Raw genomic sequence first — 23,935 nt, 5'->3', positions numbered from 1 at the left:
GCCGAGGGTAACCGCATTCCCTTTTACTGGACGCGGGTTATCTCGACTGCTGGGTAGGGCGAGTCCTGCAGGCCGAGATTGCGCCAGACGAAGCGCGGGACCCGGGACAGGAAGCCGCGGAGGAAATCGGAGCTGTGGGCGATCGCGGGCTGGCTGTGCACGCCCGGTGAGAACCAGGCCCAGCCCTCCTCGATCCGGAACGCCGCCGGCGGATTCGCCATCAGGTACTCCATCTGGCGCGGATGGACCACGTCGTATGCGAACTTCGTGTCCTGCGCGTGGACGGCGAACTTGTCGTTGAACGCCTGGCTCTCGAAGCTGATCCCGCGATTGCCGAAGCTCTTCCGCCCGACCTGCAGCCGCGGCATCCGGACCGGCAGCTGGAACCCGAGGATCGGCTCGCTGTGGTTCTCTGTCACGGTCCGGGTCTGCGTCCGGCCCTCGCTGTCGGTGTAGGTCTCGGTGCGCGTCGTCTTCCAGTGATGCGTGAACGCGACGAACGGCGGCCCGTCGCCGTCCCGGCCGCGGATCACCTCGCTGGTGCTGTGGCCGTGACCGCCGCGGGCCACCGGCGTGAACTCCAGCAGGCTGTCGTCGACACCGATCCAGTACCAGTCCGGGTGGTGATAGAAGGTCAGCCGCGGCGGCACCTCGGGCTGGATCCAGTGGTCGAGCGGCGTCGCGTCGATCGCCGCCGCGATGGCACCGAGCTGCTCCAGCCACGGCGCGAGCAGGTCCGGCTTCTCACGCGGCGGATTGAGCACGACAAGCTGATCGCCGTCGATGCAGACGTTCACTCCCGCCTGTCCGGCGGCGAAGGCAGTCAGCTGCGATGACACCTGCGGAGTCAGTACCTCAGCCGCAAAAGCAGGATCGAGTACGCCGACCTGCCAGCCCGGACCAAGCTGCGCCGGAGCAGGCACGGCGTGGGCAAGGACGCCGTACCGCGGCTTGGTGTCGCCGCCGGTGATCCACAACTCGGGAAGCCGGCGCGACAGCGTCACCATGCCGACCCACCCCGACCAGTGCGCGGAGCTGTACTCGATCACCTGGAACGGCCGCCCGACCGCGGTCAGCCCGGTGATCTGGTCGTCAGGCTTCCGAACAAACCCGAGCCCGAACGGCGGATTACTCAACCGGGCCACGGCGTCGAACGTCGGACTGTTGACGAAGTTCCAGCCCCGCTTCCGCAACGAGTCGATGTACCGCTGCCGCCGTACGAGCGCGACGATGCCCCAAGTGATCCCGGCCGCGCCGAGCACGATCAGGACCACCACGAAGAGCTTCATCGCGCCACGATAACGGCGCTAGGGGATCAGCCCAGGGCTCCTGGCAGGGGGTCGGCGTGGATGATTTGGAGGCGGCTTACGGCTCGGGTCAGTACGACGTAGAGGCGGTGGAGGCCTCGGGGTTCGGCGGCGACGATGTGGGCGGGTTCGGCGACTATGACCGCGTCGAACTCGAGGCCCTTGGCCAGGGTGGCCGGCACGCAGACCAGGCGGACGGTGTCGATCTCGTCCTCGGTCTCGCCGATCAGTGCGACCTCGAGACCGGCGGCGGCGATCGCGTCCCGGAGCCGGCCGACCTGGTCGTCGGCTGCGATCAGGGCGACCGATCCTTCGCCGGCGAGCGCGGACCGGCAGGCGGCGACGACCTCGTCGGCGAACGTCGACTCGGTGGCCGAGACGATGCTCAACGCGTCGGCGACCGTGCGGACCCCGCTCGGCGTGCTCAGCGTCGGGGCGATTTCCGGCAACAGCTTCGCGGCGAAGTTGATGATCTGCTCCGGCACCCGGAAGCCGCGGTCGAGCTCGGCCACCACGCCGTCGGTCTTGTCGAGATGACCGAGCACCAGGTCCCAGGAGCCCGCAGCCCACGCCGTCGTCGCCTGCGCGAGGTCACCGAGCACCGTGGCCGAACCGGTCCGGCATCGCCGACCCAGTGCCCGCAGCTGCATCGCCGAGAGGTCCTGCGCCTCGTCCAGGACGAGGTGACCGAGCGATCCGGTACGCCGCTCGATCAGGTCCTCCAGCTCATCAAGCAGGACGTTGTCGGCGAACGACCACTTCGCCGACTTCCACGACCGCGCCGGCTTGTCCCACAACAGCGCCGTACGCTCCTCATCTGTCAGCGCCGCAGCGGCGTGGGCGAGGAAGTCCGCGTTCGAGAAGAGCCGGTGCAGGACCTGCTCGGGTACGACGCGGGGCCAGACCGAGTCGAGCACGTCCTTCACGGGCTTCGAACGGGCGACAGCGTTCTGGACGCGGTCGTCCGGAGACTCGGCCCGCTCCTCCATCCGGACCAGGACGACGTGCGCGATCCGCTGCGCGAGAGCGTTCCGGCCCGGCGCGTAGCGAGTGGATTCACGCAGGTCCGACACGATGTTCACGACCTCGTAGTCGTGGACGCGATAACGCCGGGATCCCTTGCTGTAAAGGACTCCCTCGGTCGGCGTACCGACGTACGACCACAACGCACGCCGCAGTACGTCGGCCATCCGGGCGTCGCCCTTCAGCCGCTCCCCCTCCGGCTCGTCGGTCGCCGTGGTCGGCCGGGTGAGGAGCTCGTCGATGGTGATCTGCCGGACGTCGACCTCGCCGAGCGCGGGCAGGACCTTGCGGATGTAGGAGAGGAACGAACGGTTCGGTCCGACGATGACGACACCGCCGCGGCCGAGTCGCTCGCGTTCGGTGTAGAGCAGGTACGCGACGCGGTGCAGTCCGACCGCGGTCTTGCCGGTGCCAGGCGCACCCTGCACGCACACGCTCGGATGCAGTGGCGCCCGGACGAGATCGTCCTGCTCGGGCTGAATGGTGGCCACGATGTCGCGCATCGGACCGGTGCGCGGCCGCTCGATCTCGGCCCGCAGGAAGACGTCCGCCTGATCCGTCGCCACGGCCGCGGTCAGCGACTCGTCCTCGAACCCGGTCAGCTCGGCGTGGTCCGAGAACCCGTACCGGCGGCGCATCAGCACCCGCTGCCGATCGCTGTTCGTCGCCCGGTAGAACGGCACCGACACCGGTGCCCGCCAGTCGATCACCAGCGGTACGCCGCTGCCGTCGTGCACGTGCCGGCGGCCGATGTAGATCTGGTCGATGTCCTGGATCGTGCCGTGCTCGTAGCCGAGCCGGCCGAAGAACAGCGGTACGTCGGGCAGGTCGACGAGAGCGTGGGTACGCATCTCCTTGGCCCGCTGGTTGGCCTCGTTGGTGAAGCGTTCGTCGTTGTCCTCGCCGCCGATGACCTGGACGTCGCGGTCGACGACCTCGGCGTACATCCGGCGCAGGGCGCTGTGGGCAGTTGTCAGGAAAGCGCGTTCGGCCTCAAGTTCTGTTTCGGCCATGGGTGAGCAGCCTCGAATCGTGAGCTGGGTCCCGCCCCGGAGCAGATCCATCCGGTTCGATTCGATCCCGAAAAGACAGACCGGCGACGTTACCAGCGGCCACGTCGGCCTGCCACCCAATTAAGTCAGCCACTCCGGCGTGTGCTCGGCGTCCCGCGGGAACTCGCGCAGATCGGCCGCGTAGATCGCTGTGTCGACAGGAATCGACCAGGCCGGCTCGTCGTCGTAGTCGAAGTCGGTCGCGAAGTGCCCGTCGGCCGTGACGCTCACCTGAGCGGTCAGCCAGGTCCCCTTACCCGGCTGGTACATCTCCCGCCGCAGCTGCTCGAAGTGGTCCTCGAGCCCCTCCGGCAGCGGATCGAGCTGCGCGCCGTCCACGGTCGCGTCCAGTTCGGAGTACGACGTCGTCGACCGATAGACCCCGGTCACCTGATGCCATCCCGCGGGCAGGTTGGCTGTCAGGGCGCGGGCAATGGTGTCGATCGTGCCGATCTCGCTCATGGTCTCTCGTATCCCCGGGACGGCTGCGGTTTGGTCTCCCTGAAGATACGCCGGGGTGACCGCTGCCCTTCGCTGCGGTCGGTCACCGACCGGCTGGACGGCCGTCGGGTCTGCTGATTCGCGTGCTGTACGTCGATCGCAGCGTGCACCGGGAGCCCCGCGGCCCGCTTGGCCCGCCAGGCGTCCTCCATCCGGCGCCAGTTGTTGCTGCCCGCGACCGCCCGGTTCTGCTCACGGGACTGCGCGGTCAGGTTCAACGACTCCCCCGGACCACCGAACATCGCGGCGAACAGGTGCCCGCCGTCGTCGGCCGCCTGCCGGTCCGGCTCGCCCGCCTCCAACTGGGCGTCGAGGTTCCGGTGGTTCTCGTTGTCCTCCTTGCCGGGACGCCAGCCCAGCCAGCCCTCGGCGTGCACGACCCGTCCGCGCTTGTCGGTCACGAACACGTACCGGTCGTCGACGATGTACACGGTCGACGGCTCCGGGTCCATCAGGTCGGCGTTCCAGTGGTCGACCCGGCCGGACTTCTCCTTGCGGACCGGCAGGCCGTCGTACTTCTCCGGCACCTTCGGTACGTCGCGGGGTCCGTAACCGACGGCGCGGACGTCGGCCGGATCGGCTGGTTGCTCGATCCGGGCCGACGCCCGCGTTGCTGGCATGCAGTGTTTCTACAGCACGGTTCTGAACTTGTCGTTACTTCCGGGTGTTCAGCCGTCGCTCTCGGCGGCCGGGATGATCGCTCCCGGCACGTCGTTCGGCGCGACGATCTTGGTCTCGCCGGGGTACGGCGTGGACCAGTTGTGCGCCTCGTACCAGTCGTAGTGGTTCATCTGGGACGGGTTCGCGTAGTCGGCCTTGGCGTTCGGGCCGGTGGTCCGCTGCTGGTCCTTCCACGCCGACCAGGTCGCCGCCATCGACGCCATGCCGGCCGGTACGGCCGCGGTCGGCGCCGCTGCGACGTTCGGGTTCTGCGCCGCGGGAACGTCCGCGCCACAGGTCGGCAGCGGGTTGACGCCACCGGTCAGCGAGGTCCGGTTCGGGAGCGCGGTGAACGGCGCGTAGTTCGGCTTGCTGGTGAACGCGCCGAACATCGGGGTGGCCGCGGTGTCCTTCTGGTTCATCGGGTGGATCCCGAGGATCTGCTCGATGGTCCGCATCATCGTGATCTGGGTGTAGTAGTGGCTGTCGACCGCACCGTGCTGCGCGTACGGGCTGATGATCTGGATCGGCGCCCGGTGCCCGTCGATGTGATCGAGGCCGGCCTGCGAGTCGTCCTCGACGATGAAGATCGCCGAGTCCTTCCAGTACTTGCTGTGGGTGATCGCGTCCACGGTCCGGCCGACGGCCAGGTCGTTGTCGGCCACCTGGGCCGGGCCGTTCGCGGTCCCGCCGGTGTGGTCGTTGGAGTACCAGAACATGTTCAGGTTGGCCGGACCGTTCTTCTCGAAGTCCTGCTTCCAGATCTGTTCCTTGTAGACGTCCGGAACGCTGGTGTCGAAGAGCGGGAAGCCGGGCACCGAGACCTTGTTCAGTGACGGGATCGCTGAGCCGACCTGGATCGGGTACTGCGTCGCGGCACCGGTCGACTCCATCGTCTTGGTGTCGCAGTACAGGTTCTGCCAGGTCGCGCCGGCCGGCTTCTGCTCGACCGACTGGAACTCGCCGTAGTCCTTGACCGACTTACCGGCCGCCTGCGCACCGGTCCAGATGAAGCCGCTCTTCTGGTGGCCGAGGGCATCGTTCTCGGTGTCGTAGCTGCGCAGGTACTCACCGGCCGAGGACTCGGTGTACTCCGGGTTGTCGGCCTGCATCAGCCAGTTGTGACCCTCCGCGGAGTTCGTGCCGACGTCGTAGGTGTTGTCGTACAGCCCGAACTGCTTGGCCAGCGCGTGCTGGTTCGGCGTCACGTTCTCGCCGTACTGCGCGAGCGCCGGGTCACCGTTGCCCTCGGGGATGTCGCCGTACACCTGGTCGTAGGTGCGGTTCTCCTTGACCAGGAGGAAGACGTGCTTGATCGTCGACGGGTCGCCGAGCTTGGCCGGGACCGGCACCGGCTTGCGGTGGCCCTTGTCCGTCGCGAGCTGGGCCGAGCCCTTGGTCCAGCCGTTCTGCTCGAAGACCTGGCCGGTGTACTGCTTCTGGATGGCGTGGTCGTCGGGCAGCCGGAACTTGGTCAGGCTCGACGTGGTGTCGTGCGTGCCGTGACCGGCCGCCGTGGTCGTCCGGAGGGCGTCGATACCGCGCGTGTTCGAGACCACGATGTCCTTGCCGACCTGAGCGAGCTCGGCCGGGAAGTAGTCGGTCGGCAGCAGGCCGACGTAGCTGACCGGCTCGAGCGGGTTGCGGTACTTGTAGACCGCGATCGCGTTCGCACGACCGAGCGAGACCAGCAGGTGGCCGTCGTTGGTGAGTGTGATGCCGTCGGGCTCGTACCCGACCGAGGCCTCCGGCCACGGCTGCGTGGCGATGGTCTGGACGACCCGCCCGCGCCGGGTGTCGATCACGGACACGCTGTTGGTCGCGGTGTTGGCGACGAACACGGCACCGTTCTTGGCGTACAGCGCCGTCGGGTGCAGACCGACGTCGATGCTGGCGACGGCGGCAGCCGGGTTCTTCAGGTCGATCACGCTGACCGTACCGGTCGTGGTGATCGAGTTCTGGTTCGCGACGACGGCGGTGCCGTACGAGTTGAGCGTGGTGTCGCCGGCCCGCGCGGTCCGGCCACCCTCGTTGCTCACGTACAGCTTGCCGTCGACCATGACCAGGTCACGCGGCGCGTTGCCGGTCGCCCAGCTCTGCTTGATGGTGCCGGTCGCGGTGTCGATCGCGATCACGCGGTTCTGGCCGTTGACCGCGGAGTACACGGTCGAGCTGTCCGCGGAGAACACGGCCTCCGCGGCGAGCGAATGCTTCGCACCGTCAGCCGGGATCGCCACGAACGTCGGGTTCGCGAGCGAGCCGTCGGCGTTCACGTCGAACTTCCGGTAGCCGTCGGTCTGCCCCAGCCAGACCTGCTTACCGTCCGGCGAGTACGTCGGGCCTTCCTGGCCGATGTCGTTGCCGGGGATCTTCAGGTCGGCGGCGGCGTTGTTGCCGATGTACTGCTGGACCTTCCAGTTCTTCAGGTCGACGATCGCCAGCGCCATCCCGCCGTCGGTCACGGAGGCGGCTATATGGCTGCCGTCCGGGCTGACCGTGGACGACATGATCTTGCCGTCCTGGAGGACGAGACGATCGCCGATCGGCTTGAGGTACTGGTCGGACGAGATGACCTCGCCCTTGTCCGTGACCTGGCCGACCTGGTCGTGACCGAAGCCCGTCGTCGACGCGACGGCGGTGCCTGCCAGGGTCACCGCGAGCGCGGTGGTGCCCGCGGTCAGCAATGGTAATCTGCGCCGGAGGGGACTGCGTGAGCCCTCTACGTCACGCCTGCGGCGGCGTGTTACCTGCATGGGATGGATCCCTTCGGGTTGGCCTTCAGTTGGCAGGTAGCAGTTCGATGTTGCCGTCGAACTGCCACAGTGGGTTCGGCTCGTCCCCGGACGGGGTGCGGACCAGAAAGAAGCCATTCACTTCTTTCGGTCCGTCCCCGTCGGAGACGTACCGACCGAGTGGGTTGATGTCGAGCTGGTAGATCGCCGAGCCGGCGGCCTCCACGCCGGGGATGTGCCAGCTGATCACGCAGCGCCAGTCGTTGCCGGGTCCGCGCGCGGCGACCTGGTCGCCGCCCTTGGTGCATTCGGCCGCGCTCTGCAGCTGCGCCTCGGTCACGTCGGCCCGGTTGAGCTGCTTGGTCTGCAGCCGGTAGAGGTGCGCGAACTCGACCGCGACCGCGCGCTGCACCTTGTCCTGATCGATCCCCGAACCGAAGCCGGTCACCGGAGCGAGTACGGCGGTGGTGAGACCGAGCAGTACGACGAGGGGCACCAGACCGGCCGTGATCGCCAGCCGGCCGGAGCCGTCATGAGTCGGGTTGGTGAAGTCGCGGCGTACAAAGAGGAAGTACGCCAGGCCAGTTGCGACCAGGGCCCAGACCAGGCTGACCGCGACTCCGATCAGTAGTGGTCCGCGTTGCATCGGGCTGGTGAACAAGCCGTTCCAGCTGATGAAGGCATAGCCGGGAAGGGCCAGCCGGAAAGCGACCGGGATCGGGAGCTGCTGGACGATCTGCATCGCGAGCGCCACCACCGCCGGGAGCAGCAGGCCCATCGGCGACCGGCCAAGTGCGACCGAGCCGAGCAGACCGATCGCGGCGAGGGCCAGCGTCGGGGCGAGCGCACACAGCCACGCGAGCAGGACCCTGGCGGCCGCGTCGCCGGGTGAGAGCAGATGGCCGTCGAGGCCGATCAGTTCACGGCTGCCGACGACGAGCAGGCCGCTGGCCGTGCTCGACACCACGAGGCCGATCACCATCACGAGAATCACGGTCAAGCTGGAGAGCGTCTTCGAGACGAAGATCCTGCGCGGCGAGCGGACCGCGACCAAGAGATGGCGCCAAGTGCCGAGGCGGTCCTCGGACGCGAACACGTCACCGGCGATCAGCGAGGTCAGCAGCGGCAGCGCCCATGATCCGGAGAACCCGAGCAGGACCAGCGGTCCGGCCCATCCGGTGGCGTGCATCCAGCGACCGAACAGGGTGTCGACCGGCAGCGAGGCCTGCTGGCTGATGACCGCGACGAAGAGCGCGGGCGCGATCCAGCAGGCGATGATCAGGACCCGGACTCGCCACTGCGAGAGCAGCTTGACGAGCTCGAAGCGGTACCCGCGGGCAACCGAGACGCGGCGAGCCACCGGGGCATCCGCGGTGATGGCCGTCATTCGTTGTTCTCCTGCTGCTCGGTGAGGGCGAGGAAGGCGGCTTCGAGGGGCGACACCACGGGCGCCAGTTCGCGGATCGCGATGTCGTCCTGGACGAGTCGCTTCACGAACTCGTCGAGGGCGGGCACCGGCGCGGAGATCACCAGCAGCTCGACGCCGTCGTGGACGAGGTCGTCGTCGTGCAGCTTGATCCCGTTCGTCTGGCGAGCCAGCCGGCGGGCGGCGGCCGGGTTCGAGGTGAGCACGCGGTAGTCGAGCTCGTTGTCCTCCGACGCCAGCTTGCTGATCGGCCCGGTGAACGCGACCCGTCCGGTGGACAGGATGGTCACGTCGGAGCAGAGCGACTCGACATCGTCCATCCGGTGACTCGACAGCATCACCGCCGTACCGTCCGCGGCCAGTCGGGTCAGTACGCCGTACACGTGCTTCTTGCCGGCCGGGTCGAGGCCGTTGGACGGCTCGTCGAGGACCAGCAGCCGTGGCTTGGTGAGCAGCGCGGCGGCGAGGCCGAGGCGCTGGCGCATGCCGAGCGAGAAGCCGCGGACCCGGTCGTCGGCGACATCGGTCAGGCCGACCTGGTCGATCGCCTCGTCGATGTTCATGGTCTGTGCGTCGTCGCCGCGGAGTCGAGCCAGGGCGGCCAGGTTCTGCTTGGCGGTCATCGATGGGTAGAGCCCGGGGCCGTCGACGAAGCCGGCCACACCTTCCGGTACGGCGAGCGCGCGGCCGACCGGCGTACCGAGGATTTCGAGAGTGCCGCTGTCGGCAACGGCGAGGCCGAGGAGCAGGCCGAGGAGCGTGGTCTTGCCGGCTCCGTTGGGTCCCACCAGGCCATGGATCTGGCCGGGTGCGACGTCGAGGTCGACGCCGTCGAGCGCGACGACCTCACCGAAGTACTTGGTCAGGCCACGGGCACGGACAGCAGGCGGGGTGTCCATGGTTAATACATTAGGAAGGAATGTACGGTCAGGTGAAGACCGAACGTTAACAAATGGCGAACTAGCGGCAACTCCTTCGGCCAAACCTCTCAGCGATCTCTCAGCGGTAGGCGCGCGCCTGGAGCTCGAAGAGCTCTGCATACCGGCCGCCGGCGGCGAGCAGATCGGTGTGGGTGCCGTACTCCTCGACCCGGCCGTTGTGCATGACGACGATGAGATCGGCCATCCGGACGGTCGAGAACCGGTGTGAGACCAGGACGGTGATCCCACCGGTCTCCGCGGCGGCGACCTTCGCTGCCCGGGCGTACTGCTCGTACAGCCGGTGCTCGGCCTCCGGGTCAAGAGCCGCGGTCGGCTCGTCGAGCAGCAACAACAGCGGTCGCTCGCGCATGAACGCACGGGCCAGCGCGAGCCGCTGCCATTGCCCGCCGGACAGCTCGACACCGTCGGTGAACTTCTTGCCGAGCTGAGAATCCAGCCCGTTCGGCAACCCGGCGATGACCGACTCCGCATCTCCGCGCACGATCGCCGTCCGTACGGCGACCTCGTCCGACGCCCGCGCCACGTCGCCGATCCCGACGACCTCGCGCGCGGTGAGCTCGAACTTCACGAAGTCCTGGAAGCCGGCCGACAGCTGCGACCGCCACTCGTCCGGCTGGATGGTCGCCAGGTCCACGCCGTCGACAAGGATCCGTCCAGTAGTCGGGTCGTACATGCGGGCGAGCAGCTTCACCAGAGTCGTCTTGCCGGCACCGTTCTCCCCCACCAGCGCCACCGCCGCCCCGGCCGGCACGGTCAGACTGATGTCGCTCAGGACCGCGGAATCCGAACCAGGGTAGGAGAATCCGACATTCCGCAGCTCGATACCTGACGTGAGCCGCTCCGGCACCGGCGTCGCACTGGACCGCCACGAGTTCTGATTCGCGTACTCGCGCAACCAGTCGTATCTGCTGAAACTCCGCACGACCTCGCCGACCCAGTACACATTCTGGGCGATACCGCCGGTCATCTGATCGACTTGCGGCGCGAGCAACAGCACGAGTACGACGTCACCCGCGCTGGCCTGCCCGTGCCGCGCCCGCGAGATCACCCAGACGATCGCCGCGGCGTACGCGAGACCGAACACGAGCCGCACCGACCCGTCGACCTTGCCGCCCCAGCGCGCCGCCGCGACCCGGCGCTCGAACCGCTCGGTCTGCAACGCGAAGATCCTGTCCAGCAAGACCTTCCCGAGCCCGAACACACGCAGCTCCAGACCAGTCCGTGGATCCTTGGCCGCCTCGATCAGCCGGTCGACCAACCGCTCCTGCGGCAGCGATTCCTCCCAAGCCTTCTGCTGCCGAGTGCTGCTCAGGTACGCCGACCAGATCCGCGCGCCACCCAGTAGCGGGAGCACCAGCAGCAACGGATGCACGGACCCGAGCAGCGTGAGCACGGTCGCGGTGTTCGTCACCGTGGCGAACGCCCACAGCAGCACCTCGGCACCAACGCCCATCCGCCACGCGCGTTCACGCACCAACTCCAGCCGGTCCGCGACATCGGGCCGCTCGTGCTGCGACAGTCCGGGGATCCCGGTCGTTACGTCGAGCAGGTCGGCGTGCACACGACCAGCCATCCGCTCCTGCGCGGTGTCTTGCAACGGCCAGCCCAGTCCGTCCGCGACGAACGACACCGCGAGGCCGCCGACGATGATCGCGATCCCCAGCGCGATCGTGCTCGACCGGTCCGACGCGATCCCGTCGACCAGCCGGCTCACGCCGTACGTCTGGGTCGGTGCGGTGATGGCGCGGGCCGCAACGAGCGCGGCCGAGATCGTCATCAGCCAAGGTGCGGCCCGGAACGATGTGCTCAGCCAGAGCCAGAGGATCCGTGTCGTCTTAGACATCGACTGCCTCCGGACCGGTCACGTACCGCTCGGCCTGCAGCCTGAACATCCCGGCGTACTCCCCCTCGCGAGCCAGCAGCTCTTCGTGCGTGCCGTCCTCGACGATCCGTCCGTTGGACAGCACACAGATCCGGTTGGCGTTGCGGACCACCGAGAACCGGTGCGAGATGATCAGCGACGCCACCCCTGAGGTCAGCTCGAGATACCGCTCGACCAACTCAGCCTCGGCGCGTACGTCGAGGGCCGCAGCCGGCTCGTCCAGCACGAGGACGCCCGCGCCGGCGTGAACCGCGAACAAGGCCCTGGCCAGAGCGACCCGCTGCCACTCGCCTCCGGACAGGTCGACGCCACCGTCGAACGTCTTGTCCAGCACGGTGTCCCAGCCCTTCGGCAGACCGCGGACGACCTTGTCGATCCCGGACTCGCGGGCGACCTTGGCCAGCGTCAGCTCGTCATCCGCACGCTCGACCGCACCGAACACGACGTTGTCCGTGACCGACAGCGGAAACCGCAAGAAGTCCTGCACGATCGCGGCCACCCGCCGCTGCCAGGCAGCCAGGTCAAGGTCCGCAAGGTCGACCCCGTCGACGGTGATCCGGCCGCTTGTCGGCTTGTACGCACCACCGAGCAGCTTCACCAGCGTCGACTTGCCGGCACCGTTGATCCCGACAAGCGCGAGCGCTTCATGCGCGTGGATCGTGAGGTCGAGGTCGCGCAGTACGTCGACCTCCGACCCCGGGTAGCGAAAGCTGACGTTCTCGAAGCGGATCTCCCGCGCCGGCATCGTCTCGATCCGGTACTTCGTGCTTGCCACCGGCTCCGGGTGCCGCTCGGCGATCGTCTCCGGCAGGTCCCGCATCGCCCGGTACGCCGAGAGTCCACGGCGGACCTGCACGACGCCGTACCCGTTGCTCGCTGCGCCGATCGCAAGGATCGCGGGCAAGGTGGTCGCCACCTGTGTGAGCGGAAGCGAGCCGTTCAAGGCAGCGCGGCCGACGGCAAGAATCGCGATGCCGTTCGCGATCAGGTGCACGCCGCCGATCAGAATCGAGAACTTCAGGTTCTTCCGTCTGCGGGCCCAGACCGGGCGGTAGCCGGCCGTCCACTCGCGGACATACCGCTCGACCAGCCAGTTGTGCAGACCGAAGACGCGCAGCTCTTTCGGGGCGTCCCGCATACCCAGGTCGAACAGGTAGTTCGCCCGGCGCTGCTCCTCGGTGTTGCCCCACCAGACATCGACCTCACGCTCGACCAGACGACCGCCGTACCACTCCAGCAGGACCGTCACCGCGACCAGCATGACCGCGATCCACCAGGCGAACATCACGCCCACGATCACCGCGGATCCGATCAGCGTGACCCGACTGGCCAGCAGCCACGGCAGCTGACTCAACCCTTGAGCGAGATGGAATCCGCCCTTGCCCTTCGCCCGCTCCTGCACGTCCAGGACCTCGGCGTCCTCGAGGTGCTGAATCCGGTGCGGCCGCAGCAGCGGCTCGGTGATGCCGGTGCCGATCGCGCGGACCAGGCCGGCGTCCATCATGAGCGACGCAACCTGCTGCAACGCCGGCGTCAGACTGTCGATGACGAACACCGCCAACAGCCCGCCGAGCACCCAGCCGAACTCGCCGAGCGACATCGCTCCGGGGCGTCCGTCGATCACACCTGGCACCGCCCCGACGACCCGGCCGGTCAGCAACGTGACCGCCATCCCCAGCAGTGAGCCGAGGACCGCCAGACCCATCGTCAGAAGCGTGCTCCCAGGTGCAACACGAACGCCGTAGCGAAGCAGAGTCAGCACCCAACCGACCGTAACGACCCGCACCGACAAAAGCATCCGAGTTTCGGTCCGCTCCACAATCGCGGGGCTTACTCTCATCACAACGACATCGAACCGGGGGGTGTGATGGTCGGCCTGCTCGTCGAGACCAAGCTCTACCGGCCGCGGAGCCGCCAGGGTCTGGTGGAACGCCCGCGCCTGCTGCAGAAGGACGGCGCCGGTCTCACCTTGGTGTCCGCGCCGGCGGGCTTCGGCAAGACGACACTGGTCTCGGCCTGGGCGGCCGAGAACGCGGCCTGGGTCTCGCTGGAGGCCAGCGACCAAGAGCCCGTCACCTTCTGGACCTACGTCCTGACCGCCCTGGAGCGCGCGGCACCTGGCGTCGCCGAGGGCGCTCTGGCGGTGTTGCAATCAGGTACGCCGCCGATCGAAACGGTCCTCGCCGTCGTCCTCAACGAGCTGAGCGTTCTGCCTGACCAGGTGGACCTCGTCCTCGACGACTATCACCTCGCCGACGGCCTGGAGATCAGCCGCGGGATGACCTATCTGCTCGACCATCTCCCGCCCCAGCTGCACATCTTGATCAGCACCCGAGCCGACCCCGCACTTCCACTGGCACGTCTGCGCAGTCGTGGTGAGCTCGTCGAGGTCCGTGCTGCCGATCTGCGCTTCACCCTCGACGAAGTACACGCCTACCTCAACGACGTGACCGGTCTCGGCCTTGACGCCAAAGCCGTCGCGACTCTCGAGGAACGAACCGAAGGCTGGATCGCCGCCCTCGGACTGGCAGCCCTTTCCTTGCAGGGCCGCAGCGATGCGGCGGGGTTCATCGACGGCTTCGCGGGAGACGATCGATACGTCGTCGACTACCTCGTCGACGAGGTCCTCGATCGCCAACCAGCGCCGGTACGCCGGTTCCTGCTCGAAACGAGCGTGGTCGACGGGCTGACCGGCCCGCTCTGCGACGCCGTCACCGGACAGCCCGGCGGCCGCGCGATGCTCGAGTCGCTCGAACGACGGAACCTGTTCGTCGTACCGCTCGACGACCGACGCCAGTGGTACCGCTACCACCATCTCTTCGCGGACGTCCTGCGAGCGCGGCTGCTCGCCGAGCGCAGCGACATCACCGACCTGCACCGCCGCGCCGCCCAGTGGTACGGCGAAACCGGCGACACGGTCGCAGCCGTCCGCCATTCCGTCGCGGCCGGCGACGTCGACCACGCCGCCGACTTGATCGAGCTCGCTGTCCCTCACCTGCAGCGGGAACGACGAGAAGCCACGATCCTGCGCTGGCTGGACGTCATCCCCGACGAGCTCGTCCGGCGCCGACCGGTCCTCGCGATCGGATTCGTCGGGGCGCTGATGGCCGGCAACCAGTTCCAGGGTGTCGAACAACGGATCCAGGACATCGAACGACAGCTGGCCGGCCCCGTCGACGCACTGGTGGTCGTCGATCCCCAGGAGCTCGACCGGCTGCCGGGCGCGATCGAGACCTACCGAGCCGCACTCTGTCTGATTGCAGGGGATCCGGCCGGCACGATCGACCACGCCGCGGACGCGATCCGGCTCGCCGTCGAAGGCGACGATCTCACCACCTCGGCCGCCTCCGCGCTGTCCGGCCTTGCCTCGTGGGCTGGTGGAGACATCGAGGCCGCGCACCGCGGGTACGCCGCCGGCGCCGAGGGCCTCGAACGGATCGGGCACATCGCCGACGTCCTCGGCTGCTCGATCACCCTGGCCGATCTCGAGATCACCCAAGGCCATCTCCGTCAGGCACAGGCAACGTTCGAACGAGCGCTCAAGCTGGCCGGCGAGGAGAAGCTGCGCGGAACGTCCGACATGTACGTCGGCTTGAGCCAGCTCGCCTGGGAACGCAACGACCTCGGCCTCGCCGCCGATTACCTGCGCCGCAGCGAAGACCTGGACGCGGACCTCCCACAGAATCCGTACCGCTGGCGGGTCGCGATGGCCCGGATCCGCGAAGCCGAAGGCGATCTCGACACAGCCCTGGAGCTCCTCGACGCGGCCATCCGGGTGTACGTCGGCGACTTCTCCCCGACCGTCCGCCCGCTGACCGCGGTCCGGGCCCGACTACTGATCGCCCGAGGCGAGCTGGTTGCGGCACAGGAATGGGCTGACAGCTTGCCGATCGGCGACTCCTACCTGCACGAGTACGAACATGTGACGCTGGCCAGACTCATGATCGCCCAACACCGAGACTGCGCCGGACTCCTCGAACGGTTGCGCGCCGCCACAGAGAATGGCGGCCGGACCGGCACCCTGATCGAGATCCTCGTCCTTCAGGCTCTCGCGGCTCGCGATCCAGCCGTCCTTGAACGAGCACTGACCATCGCCGAGCCAGAGGGGTACGTCCGGACCTTCATCGCCGAAGGGGCGCCGATGATGTCGCTGCTGTCGACTCTGCAGCGGCGCCGCCCGGACTGGGCCTACCCGCGAACGCTGCTCGACCGGCGCACTCAGGTCCGCGAGCCGGTCGCTCCACAGAGTCTGCTGGATCCGCTCAGCGACCGCGAGATCGACGTACTCCGGTTGCTCACCAGCGAGCTCGACGGTCCGTCGATCGCCCGGGAACTCGTCGTGTCTCTCAACACCGTGCGTACGCACACGAAGCACATCTACACCAAGCTCGGCGTCAACAGCCGACGCGCAGCGGTCCGGCGGGCTCATCAGCTGGGCCTGCTGAAGATCACCAGATGATGTGATGCGCGGTCACCAGGTCCGTTCGTAACTTGCGGCTATGGACCACGACGCAGCCTGGTACGACATTCGCCTCCAAGGGCGTCTCGACCCACGGTGGGCCGCATGGTTCGACGGCATGACGCTGACCACGCACTCCGACGGCACCACCGTCATCCACGGCCGTGTGGCCGACCAAGCAGCCCTGCACGGACTGCTCCAGCGACTCCGCGACCTCGGGCTGCCGTTGCTCTCGGTCGATCGGCATATCCAGAACCCAGGAGATTGACATGACCATCACCGCACCGACACCGACACCGGCTGCCACTCACAGCTCAGCCGATCCGACCCGCAACCACGTCCGGGCCGCAGGCATCTTCTACCTGGTGACGTTCGCCGCCTCGTTCCCGGCGCTGTTCCTGATCGGGCCGGTGCTGAACGACCACAACTACATCATCGGCGGCGGGCACGACACCCGGGTGCTGGTGGGCTGCCTGCTCGACTTCGTCAACGCCCTGGCCGGCATCGGCAGCGCCGTCGCGCTGTTCCCGGTGATCAAGCGCTACAAGGAGTCGCTCGCACTCGGCTTCGTCACGTCACGGACGCTCGAGGCCGCCGTGATCATGATCGGTGTCGTCAGTCTCGTCGCCGTCGTCAACCTGCGACAGGACCTCGCCGGCGCCCAGGGCACCGACCAAGCCGCACTCGCCACCATCGGCCGGGCGCTCGTCGAGGTCCGCGACTGGACCTTCCTCTTCGGCGGCGGCACCATGCCCGCCTTCAGCGCCATCCTGCTCGGCATCCTGCTGTACAGGTCCCGCCGCGTGCCGCGGTTCATGCCGATCATGGGTCTCGTCGGCGCGCCGCTGCTCCTCACCGTCAACATCCTGACCGTCCTCGGACACAACACCCAGCTGTCCGTCGTGTCGGCGGTCGCCACGCTGCCCGTCGCCCTCTGGGAGCTGTCGATCGGCCTCTACATGACCTTCAAGGGATTCAAGCCGGTCCGCTGACCCGAAGAAGAAGCCGGGATGGTTGTCACCAGCAACCGTCCCGGCTTCGTCACGTCTCAACCGACGATCGGCTCCGCGTGCGCCTCGGCGTACCCCGCGGCGGCCAGCCGGTCGAGGGTCCGTTCCAGCACCGCAGTGTCCTCGAGCGTCCGTACTTCGGTGATCTTCCCCCACCGGATCCGCAGGAACTGATGGACGACATTCTCGTACGTCGATCCGTCCACAACGCCGACGTGGACAGTGACCGCGGTGGCGACCCGGGTATTCCAGGGCCACCCGCTGACCAGCACGTCCTGGACCTCGAACCGGGTGTTCGGGAGCAGCCGGAAACAACGCTCCCACCAGCGACGGAGCGCGTCGTGGGTCCGGCGCTCGCCGCCCAGCGCGTGGTCCCCGTAGAACCGGTAGGTGAACGTCGGCGCCATCCCGGCCACCATCGCCTCCCAGTTGCCGGCGCTGATCTGTGCGAACGCGTTCCGCACCTGCCGCGCCACGATCGAGTGGTAGATACCCATGCCGACCACCCTAGGGGTAGTGAGTTCAATGACGCAACTGACTACACTCGGGCGCATGCGGAACACCAGCTTCGCCTCGATGCACTGCTCGCTCGCCCAGTCGCTGGAGCTGATCGGCGACTGGTGGACTCCCCTCGTGCTGCGCGACCTCTACCTCGGCCTGAACCGTTTCGACCAGTTCGTCACCGACCTCGGCATCTCCCGCAACCTGCTGACCGACCGGCTCACCACACTGGTCGACGGCGGCCTGGTACGACGTACGCCGTACCAGCAGAACCCGGTCCGCTACAGCTACGAGCTGACCGACGCCGGGCAGGAGCTGGTGCCGATCCTGATCGCGCTGACGGCATGGGGTGACCGCTGGGCGACTCCCCCGGCCGGCCAACCGCTCCGGTTCACCCACACGACCTGCGGAAAGGTGACGACGGCAACGGTCTGCTGCTCGGAGTGCGGCGAGGCGTTGCAGATGGACGAGGTCGCGCCGTCCCCCGGACCAGGCGGCCGAACAGCGCCTGGTACTGCGCTAATCGAGAGCGTGCTGTCAGGACTCAAGCCGAAGGCGTAGCAACTCGGCCAGCGGCATCGACTCGCCGTCGCGAGCACCCTGACCGACGATGATCGGCGGATCGGACGGCAGCACGTGGACTCCGGCCACGCGGGCCTTGAGGCTGGGCTGGACGCCGAGGATGTAGAAGTTCCCCTCGACGTCCACGGCCAGCGAGCGGTTACGGCGCAGGTACCAGCCGGTGAGGTTGGTCCGGTAGCTCGCGTTCGATCCGACGACCTGCGCACGCAACGGCTCGGGCTCGACGCCGCGTTCCTTCAGCGTCGCGATGAAATCGGTCAGCAGCTCGCGGGCCTGAGCGGTCTCCGAGGCCTTCCGGCGTTCCAGGGCGGCCGCGTGTTCGGCCGCCGCCTGTCGTCGTTCGTCACGCCAACTCGTCACGCCTCACCCTAAGGCGCTCAGCCGGTGCAAAGGCAGAACGGGTGCCCGGCCGGGTCGAGGAAGACGCGGAACGACGTACCCGGCTGATGCTCGGGCTTGGTCGCGCCCAGCTTCAGCACCTCGGGCTCCGCCTCGTCCAGGTCCCGGACCATCACGTCGAGATGCAGCTGCTGCGGAACGTCCTGAGTCGGCCAGCTCGGCGCCTTGTAATCGGCCACCTGCTGGAACGAGATGCAGTTGCTCCCGTCCTCAGGCTTGATGTCGGCCCACCCGTCGCGGGCCTCCACCTTCCAGCCCAGGATCTCTCCGTAGAACTGACCCAGGGCCCCGGCGTCGGGACAATCCATCACGAAACTCGGATACATAGCGATCATGCAACGCACCCTACTGACCATTCCGGACGGTTTGCGTCCGGTTGTTACACCGAGTTTGCGGTGCGGCCGACAAGACTCTGCCACGACCGATCGAGGCCTGCGGCGAGGCAGCCGGCTACGACGGTTTCGGTGCCGAGGACGCTGGCCTTCACGTCGGGCAGGACCGGGGCCATTTGGCGAAGTTGCTTGACCACGGCCTCCAGGAAGCCGGGTGCTTGTCCGATACCGCCGCCCAGCACGATCAGGTCGGGGTCGACCACGGTGATCACTGTGCAGACCGCCTTGGCCACGAGGAGTGCTTCCTCGGCGACGACCGCGGCTGCGACGACGTCACCACGGGCGGCGGCTGCGAACACTTTCTCGGCGGTCGACGTACCGCGAACGCCGGCCCGCCGGGCCGCGCGGACCACTGCCGCCGCCGACGCCGACGCATCGAATCCGCCGCGTTTACGGGCATCCCGCGGATCGCTGCCGCTACCTTCGGTGAACGGCAAGTAGCCGATCTCGCCCGCGACGCCGTGCGATCCGTGCCGGAGCTTCCCGTCCAGAACGAGACCCATGCCGATACCGGTGCCGACCGAAACGAAGGCGAAGCTGTCGACGTTCCGGCCATGTCCGTGCACCCGCTCGGCGATCGCCGCCGCATCGATGTCGTTCTCGATCATCAGTGACGACCCGAAGCGATCGCGCAGTGCCGCCAGCGTCGCAGGTGAGTCCCATCCGGACAGGCGGCCGGTCAGAGTCAGCGCATCGAGCCGCGGGTCGTAGACACCAGGACTACCGAGCACGGTCTGGGTGAGCTGGGTCAGTTGAATACCCGCCTCGGTCGCCAGCGTGACAGCCAGGTCCGCCAGCTCCTGAATGCGGGCCATCGCGTCACCCGCCTTGGTCCGCACACTCAACCGCGCGCGAACGCTCCCGCTGAGATCCGAGATCGCGCCGCGCAGAAACTCTCGCCCGACATCGAGCCCGAGTACATACCCCGCCTCCGGACGTACTTCGTACAGACTCGCAGCCGGACCTGGTACGCCGGTGCGCTGGCCGGTCACGTGGACAAGACCGGATCGCTCCAACGAGCTCAGCGCGGCCGACACCGTCGGCTTCGACAATCCGGTCAGACCGGCGAGCTCGGTGCGGGATATCGGTCCGGACCGCCTGATGTGGTCGAGCAGCACGCGCTCGTTGATCTCACGGATCAGCTGCGGACGGGCTGCCGAGGCACCACCAACCCCGTCACCAACACCGCCGGCAACGCCTCCGGTCACAACTGTCACGCCGCCCCCCTCGCTCGCTAACAACTCGGCCAACAAGTGCGAGTTAGCCCTTGTGGTCACGGTGATTGTTAAGTTAGTTTCCAATCGATTCTATTGGTCCAGGCGAGGAGGTGCCACCCCGTGATTCCGACACCGGTCGTGCTCGGGCTCGACTTCGGCGGCACGAAGATCGCCGTTGCCGTCGGCGACTTGTCCGGCCGCCGCCTGGGCGGGACCACCATCGACAGCCGCGCCGAGTCGGGTGGCGCAGAGCAGTCGCTGGCTCGCGGCCTGGCCGCTGCCCACGACCTGCTCGCCGAGGTCGCACCCGGCCAGGAGCTCGCCGGCGTCGGCGCCGCCACCCTCGGCATCCCGTACGACGATCACGTCGAGCTGGCACCGACCTTTCCGGGCTGGGACGAGCTTCCCTTCGGGCAACTGGTCCGCGACGCGTTTCCCGGCGTACCCGTGCGGCTGGCAACCGATGTGAAAGCGGCCGCGGCGGCCGAGCTCCGCTGGGGGGCGCTCGCCGACTGCGACCCCGGGCTGTACGTCAATCTCGGCACCGGTCTCGCGATCGCGATCGTTGCCGGCGGCACCGTGATCACCGGCGCGCACGGCGCGTCCGGCGAGATCGGCTACAACCTGCGCTCGGCCGGCGACGTGTACGTCGACATGGACGAGCGCACGATCCTGGAGCACGTCGTCAGCGGTCAGGCGCTCGAGACCACCGGGTCCGCCCGGCTCGGGCAGCCGGTCACGGCCGCCGACGTCTTCACGATGGCGCGGACCCAGCCGGACGCCGCCGTCCTCACCGACGAGTTCGTCCGGGAACTGGCGATGCATCTCGCCAACCTGGCCATCGCGGTCGATCCGGTCCGGATCGTCGTCGGCGGTGGACTGGTGCGTTCCTGGGACCAGATCGAAGCCGGTCTGCGCCGCGCCCTCGACGCAGCCGTCCCTTTTCCACCGGAGCTGTCAGTGGCCCGGTTTCCAACGGAGGCACCGCTGATCGGGGCACTCGCCCTAGGCGTCGAGGCGGCGGGCGTTGTTCTCGGCACGGAGGCGTTCGCATGAACAGGATTCCCAGTAGCGAAAGGCAAAGTCGATGAGGGGCATCAAACGTATCGCCGTCGCCGTGGTGGCGGTCAGCGCGCTGACCGCCGGGTGCGGCGGTGGGGACAAGCCGATCGGGAGTACGTCGTCGGCGGGTAACCCGTCGTCCTCGTCGAGCAACGGTGGGGGGCAGTACAAGAAGGGCGGCACGGTCACCATCGCCAACGTCGGCGGGCAGACCTGGCCGTGTCAGTTCAACCCGTTCAACCCGTCCGTCAACGGCGTCGCGGGCGGGTTCGTCTACGAGCCGCTGACGTTCGTCAACGTGCTGAAGGCCGGCGCTACCACGCCGATGCTGGCCACCGACTTCGCCTGGTCGCCGAAGAAGGACTCGATCGTCTTCACCATCCGCGACGGCGTGAAGTGGAGCGATGGGCAGCCGTTCAGCGCCGACGACGTGGTCTACACGTTCAACCTGATGAAGCAGCAGCCCGCTCTGGACATCTACGCGCTGTGGACCGGCGCGGGGCTGACCAGTGTCACCGCGGCCGGCAACAAGGTCACGCTGAAGTTCAAGGGCGCGGCCGAGCCGTACTTCTTCAACTTCGCCAACCAGGTCAACATCGTGCCGAAGCACATCTGGTCGACCGGTGAGGCGGCCTCCAAGCCGGCCACCTGGGCGGACCCGAAGCCGGTCGGCACCGGGCCGTACACGGTCGAGTCCTGCACCAGCAACAACATCTCGTACGCCGCCAACGGCAGCTACTGGCAGCCGGGCAAGCCGTACATCCAGAAGGTCCAGTACCCGGCGTACCTGGACAACAACCCGGCCAACCTCGACCTCGCCAGCGGCAAGGCACAGTGGGGCGGTCAGTACATCCCGAACATCGACAACTTCTACAAGTCGAAGTCGCCGCAGAACAACTACTGGTTCCCGCCGACCGCGAACGTGGCACTCGTGCCGAACAACGACCCGTCCCGCCCGGCGACCAGCAAACTGGCGGTCCGGCAGGCACTGGCGTACGCGCTCGACCGGGAGCAGATCTCGAAGATCGGTGAGAGCGGCTACCAGCCGGCCGCGAACCAGACCGGCGTCGTCACCCCGACCTTCGACAAGTACTTCGACAAGGACGCCCTGGCCGCTGCCGGGTACGACAAGCCGAACCTCGACAAGGCGAAGCAGCTCCTGCAGGGCGCCGGGTACTCGGAGTCGAACCCGCTCAAGCTCAGCGTCATCACGGTCACCGGCTATACCGACTGGGACGCGTCGCTCGCGGTCGTGAAGCAGCAACTCGCCAAGGTCGGCGTCGAGCTGAGCATCCAGGACCTGCAGCAGCAGTCGTACAACCAGAAGCTCTACACCGGTGACTACGACCTCGCCTACTCCAGCCTGTCCGGCGGCCCCACGCCGTACTACGAGCTGCGGCAGCTGCTGTACTCGAAGAACACCGCGCCGATCGGCAAGCAGGCCAACAGCAACTACTCGCGGTACAGCAACCCGGACGTGGACAAGCTGTTCGACCAGTACGCCAGCGCGGATCCGGACACCCAGATCAAGCTGGTCAAGCAGATCTCGTCGTACATGATCAAGGACGTGCCGCTCATCCCGACCACCGAGTCGGTCGACTGGTACCAGTACAACACCAAGGACATCGAGGGCTGGCCGACGCAGGACAACCCGTACGCCCAGCCGGCGCCGTACAACATCCCGGACGCCGGACAGGTGCTGGCGAACCTGTACTCGAAGTCGGCCCAGAAGTAACGTCCGGCGTGAGCACGAGGAGCTGTTTGTGAGGTACCTGCTACGACGTCTCGGGTTCTTCGTGCTCACGCTCTGGGCCGCGATGACCCTGAACTTCTTCATCCCACGGCTGATGCCCGGCAGTCCCGAGGAGGCTTTGCGGGAGCGGCTCAGCAAGGGCGGTTCGGTGGTCACGGCGGACCAGTTGCGGACCGTGCTGGCCGAGTTCGGCTTCGAGCCGGACAAGAACATCGTGCTGCAGTACCTCGAGTACCTGAAGGCGATGGTCACCGGGCACTGGGGCGTGTCGATCGGCAGCAGCCTCGGCGTCCCGGTGACCACGCTGATCGGCGACGCGCTGCCGTGGACGCTCGGCCTGGTCGGCATCGCGACCGTCCTGGCGTTCGCGATCGGCACGCTGATCGGCACGGTCGCCGGCTGGCGGCGGGGCGGGCTGATCGACGGGATCCTGCCGCCGGTCTTCATCGTCACGTCGGCGCTGCCGTACTTCTGGGTGGCGCTGCTGTTCATCTCGCTGTTCGCGATCGGCGACCATCCGATCCTGCCGAACGACTTCAACTACGACCAAGGACTGACGCCGGGCTTCAACGGCGAGTTCATTCTCAGCGTGCTCAAGCACGGCATCCTGCCGGCCGGCACGATTCTGATCACCGCGGTCGGCGGCTGGATCCTGACCATGCGGAACAACATGGTCACGACGCTGGCCGAGGACTACGTCCGGATGGCCCGGGCCAAGGGCATCCCGAGCCGGCGGATCATGTTCGGGTACGCCGGCCGGAACGCGTTCCTGCCGAACCTGTCCGGGTTCGCGATGTCCCTCGGCTTCGTCATCTCCGGCACGATCCTGGTCGAGTACGTGTTCAACTACCCCGGCCTGGGTTACATGTTCTACAACGCCACCGTGAGCACCGACTATCCGTTGCTACAGGCCCTCTTCCTGCTGGTGACACTGGCGGTGCTGATCTGTGTCCTGCTCTGCGACTTCGCGGTGTTCCTGCTCGACCCCCGAGCCCGGACGAAGGGATAGCCGACCATGAGCGAGCGTAGCGAGGTC

20 protein-coding genes are annotated in these 23,935 nt (G+C 67.6%); 7 read left to right on the top strand and 13 right to left on the bottom strand.

All coding sequences use genetic code 11. From position 1 onward, the window contains the following. Positions 1-23: 23 nt before the first annotated feature. The 9 genes from EV650_RS03295 to EV650_RS03255 all read right to left on the bottom strand — a co-directional run bounded on the left by EV650_RS03295 (position 24) and on the right by EV650_RS03255 (position 13,286). On the bottom strand, positions 24-1,289 hold the full coding sequence (locus EV650_RS03295) for a hypothetical protein (protein WP_134115179.1): 1,266 nt from the start codon (positions 1,287-1,289) through the stop codon (positions 24-26). 26 nt (positions 1,290-1,315) lie between these two features. After that, positions 1,316-3,343, bottom strand: coding sequence for a HelD family protein (locus tag EV650_RS03290; protein ID WP_134115177.1), 2,028 nt, complete (start codon positions 3,341-3,343; stop codon positions 1,316-1,318). Positions 3,344-3,463: 120 nt separating this feature from the next. Beyond that, entirely contained in the window at positions 3,464-3,844 is a 381-nt protein-coding gene (locus tag EV650_RS03285) for an antitoxin YezG family protein (protein WP_134115175.1), read from the bottom strand. Then, the gene (locus tag EV650_RS03280) at positions 3,841-4,503 is read right to left on the bottom strand and encodes a DNA/RNA non-specific endonuclease (RefSeq protein ID WP_134115173.1); all 663 of its coding nucleotides are present in this window, start codon (positions 4,501-4,503) and stop codon (positions 3,841-3,843) included. Before EV650_RS03280 ends, EV650_RS03285 begins: the two co-directional genes overlap by 4 nt. Before the next feature lie 48 nt (positions 4,504-4,551). After that, a complete protein-coding gene (locus tag EV650_RS03275; protein ID WP_238174002.1) occupies positions 4,552-7,227 on the bottom strand; it encodes an alkaline phosphatase family protein in 2,676 nt (891 codons plus the stop codon). A gap of 94 nt (positions 7,228-7,321) precedes the next feature. After that, positions 7,322-8,662: an ABC-2 transporter permease family protein gene (locus EV650_RS03270; RefSeq protein WP_134115169.1), complete on the bottom strand. Its 1,341-nt coding sequence runs from the start codon at positions 8,660-8,662 to the stop codon at positions 7,322-7,324. Then, positions 8,659-9,600, bottom strand: coding sequence for an ABC transporter ATP-binding protein (locus EV650_RS03265; protein ID WP_134115167.1), 942 nt, complete (start codon positions 9,598-9,600; stop codon positions 8,659-8,661). The genes EV650_RS03270 and EV650_RS03265 overlap by 4 nt, the downstream gene beginning before the upstream one ends. A gap of 100 nt (positions 9,601-9,700) precedes the next feature. Continuing rightward, complete coding sequence (locus tag EV650_RS03260) at positions 9,701-11,485, bottom strand: ABC transporter ATP-binding protein (protein ID WP_134115165.1); 1,785 nt, start codon at positions 11,483-11,485, stop codon at positions 9,701-9,703. Beyond that, positions 11,478-13,286 carry an ABC transporter ATP-binding protein gene (locus tag EV650_RS03255; protein ID WP_238174001.1) on the bottom strand — a complete coding sequence of 603 codons (1,809 nt, stop codon included), beginning with the start codon at positions 13,284-13,286 and terminating at the stop codon, positions 11,478-11,480. The genes EV650_RS03260 and EV650_RS03255 overlap by 8 nt, the downstream gene beginning before the upstream one ends. 105 nt (positions 13,287-13,391) lie before the next feature. Between EV650_RS03255 and EV650_RS03250 the strand changes: the two genes are divergently transcribed. Genes EV650_RS03250 through EV650_RS03240 form a run of 3 tightly spaced genes read left to right on the top strand, consistent with a single transcriptional unit; the run spans position 13,392 to position 16,975 of the window. After that, the gene (locus EV650_RS03250) at positions 13,392-15,983 is read left to right on the top strand and encodes a winged helix-turn-helix domain-containing protein (RefSeq protein WP_134115161.1); all 2,592 of its coding nucleotides are present in this window, start codon (positions 13,392-13,394) and stop codon (positions 15,981-15,983) included. 40 nt (positions 15,984-16,023) lie between these two features. Further along, positions 16,024-16,251 (top strand): DUF8691 family protein, encoded by a 228-nt coding sequence (locus tag EV650_RS03245; RefSeq protein ID WP_134115159.1) that lies wholly within the window; start codon positions 16,024-16,026, stop codon positions 16,249-16,251. Between the two features lies 1 nt (position 16,252). After that, positions 16,253-16,975, top strand: coding sequence for a DUF4386 domain-containing protein (locus EV650_RS03240; RefSeq protein ID WP_134115157.1), 723 nt, complete (start codon positions 16,253-16,255; stop codon positions 16,973-16,975). A gap of 56 nt (positions 16,976-17,031) precedes the next feature. Here the strand turns inward: EV650_RS03240 and EV650_RS03235 are convergent, their stop codons facing one another. Then, positions 17,032-17,490, bottom strand: a complete 459-nt coding sequence (locus EV650_RS03235) for a nuclear transport factor 2 family protein (RefSeq protein ID WP_238174000.1) — start codon at positions 17,488-17,490, stop codon at positions 17,032-17,034. A 55-nt stretch (positions 17,491-17,545) separates the two neighbouring features. Here EV650_RS03235 and EV650_RS03230 point away from each other — a divergent pair, with 55 nt between their 5' ends. Next, the gene (locus tag EV650_RS03230) at positions 17,546-18,055 is read left to right on the top strand and encodes a winged helix-turn-helix transcriptional regulator (protein WP_134115155.1); all 510 of its coding nucleotides are present in this window, start codon (positions 17,546-17,548) and stop codon (positions 18,053-18,055) included. Here the strand turns inward: EV650_RS03230 and EV650_RS03225 are convergent. From EV650_RS03225 to EV650_RS03215, 3 genes are read right to left on the bottom strand one after another with little or no spacing between them, the layout of a single operon-like run. Beyond that, the gene (locus tag EV650_RS03225) at positions 18,032-18,436 is read right to left on the bottom strand and encodes a hypothetical protein (RefSeq protein ID WP_134115153.1); all 405 of its coding nucleotides are present in this window, start codon (positions 18,434-18,436) and stop codon (positions 18,032-18,034) included. The two genes, EV650_RS03230 and EV650_RS03225, sit on opposite strands and share 24 nt — an antisense overlap. A 17-nt stretch (positions 18,437-18,453) precedes the next feature. Next, complete coding sequence (locus tag EV650_RS03220; protein WP_134115151.1) at positions 18,454-18,810, bottom strand: VOC family protein; 357 nt, start codon at positions 18,808-18,810, stop codon at positions 18,454-18,456. 44 nt (positions 18,811-18,854) lie between these two features. After that, a complete protein-coding gene (locus EV650_RS03215; RefSeq protein WP_166678000.1) occupies positions 18,855-20,084 on the bottom strand; it encodes an ROK family transcriptional regulator in 1,230 nt (409 codons plus the stop codon). A 120-nt stretch (positions 20,085-20,204) separates the two neighbouring features. Here EV650_RS03215 and EV650_RS03210 point away from each other — a divergent pair, with 120 nt between their 5' ends. The 3 genes from EV650_RS03210 to EV650_RS03200 are packed head-to-tail and all read left to right on the top strand — an operon-like array spanning position 20,205 to position 23,908. Then, positions 20,205-21,140 carry an ROK family protein gene (locus EV650_RS03210; RefSeq protein WP_202874346.1) on the top strand — a complete coding sequence of 312 codons (936 nt, stop codon included), beginning with the start codon at positions 20,205-20,207 and terminating at the stop codon, positions 21,138-21,140. 31 nt (positions 21,141-21,171) lie between these two features. Continuing rightward, positions 21,172-22,881 carry an ABC transporter substrate-binding protein gene (locus tag EV650_RS03205; protein ID WP_134115147.1) on the top strand — a complete coding sequence of 570 codons (1,710 nt, stop codon included), beginning with the start codon at positions 21,172-21,174 and terminating at the stop codon, positions 22,879-22,881. Positions 22,882-22,909: 28 nt separating this feature from the next. After that, a complete protein-coding gene (locus EV650_RS03200) occupies positions 22,910-23,908 on the top strand; it encodes an ABC transporter permease (RefSeq protein WP_134115145.1) in 999 nt (332 codons plus the stop codon). Positions 23,909-23,935: the final 27 nt, after the last annotated feature.

The sequence above is a fragment of the Kribbella kalugense genome, from assembly GCF_004365875.1.
Taxonomy (GTDB): domain Bacteria; phylum Actinomycetota; class Actinomycetes; order Propionibacteriales; family Kribbellaceae; genus Kribbella; species Kribbella kalugense.
This window is presented reverse-complemented; position numbering and strand designations above follow the sequence as displayed.

Bases quoted from the DNA above. Each gene is read 5' to 3' on its own strand.
- EV650_RS03295 (WP_134115179.1), bottom strand. From the start codon at position 1,289: ATGAAGCTCTTCGTGGTGGTCCTGATCGTGCTCGGCGCGGCCGGGATC.
- EV650_RS03290 (WP_134115177.1), bottom strand. From the start codon at position 3,343: ATGGCCGAAACAGAACTTGAGGCCGAACGCGCTTTCCTGACAACTGCC.
- EV650_RS03285 (WP_134115175.1), bottom strand. From the start codon at position 3,844: ATGAGCGAGATCGGCACGATCGACACCATTGCCCGCGCCCTGACAGCC.
- EV650_RS03280 (WP_134115173.1), bottom strand. From the start codon at position 4,503: ATGCCAGCAACGCGGGCGTCGGCCCGGATCGAGCAACCAGCCGATCCG.
- EV650_RS03270 (WP_134115169.1), bottom strand. From the start codon at position 8,662: ATGACGGCCATCACCGCGGATGCCCCGGTGGCTCGCCGCGTCTCGGTT.
- EV650_RS03265 (WP_134115167.1), bottom strand. From the start codon at position 9,600: ATGGACACCCCGCCTGCTGTCCGTGCCCGTGGCCTGACCAAGTACTTC.
- EV650_RS03260 (WP_134115165.1), bottom strand. From the start codon at position 11,485: ATGTCTAAGACGACACGGATCCTCTGGCTCTGGCTGAGCACATCGTTC.
- EV650_RS03250 (WP_134115161.1), top strand. From the start codon at position 13,392: ATGGTCGGCCTGCTCGTCGAGACCAAGCTCTACCGGCCGCGGAGCCGC.
- EV650_RS03245 (WP_134115159.1), top strand. From the start codon at position 16,024: ATGGACCACGACGCAGCCTGGTACGACATTCGCCTCCAAGGGCGTCTC.
- EV650_RS03240 (WP_134115157.1), top strand. From the start codon at position 16,253: ATGACCATCACCGCACCGACACCGACACCGGCTGCCACTCACAGCTCA.
- EV650_RS03235 (WP_238174000.1), bottom strand. From the start codon at position 17,490: ATGGGTATCTACCACTCGATCGTGGCGCGGCAGGTGCGGAACGCGTTC.
- EV650_RS03230 (WP_134115155.1), top strand. From the start codon at position 17,546: ATGCGGAACACCAGCTTCGCCTCGATGCACTGCTCGCTCGCCCAGTCG.
- EV650_RS03220 (WP_134115151.1), bottom strand. From the start codon at position 18,810: ATGATCGCTATGTATCCGAGTTTCGTGATGGATTGTCCCGACGCCGGG.
- EV650_RS03205 (WP_134115147.1), top strand. From the start codon at position 21,172: ATGAGGGGCATCAAACGTATCGCCGTCGCCGTGGTGGCGGTCAGCGCG.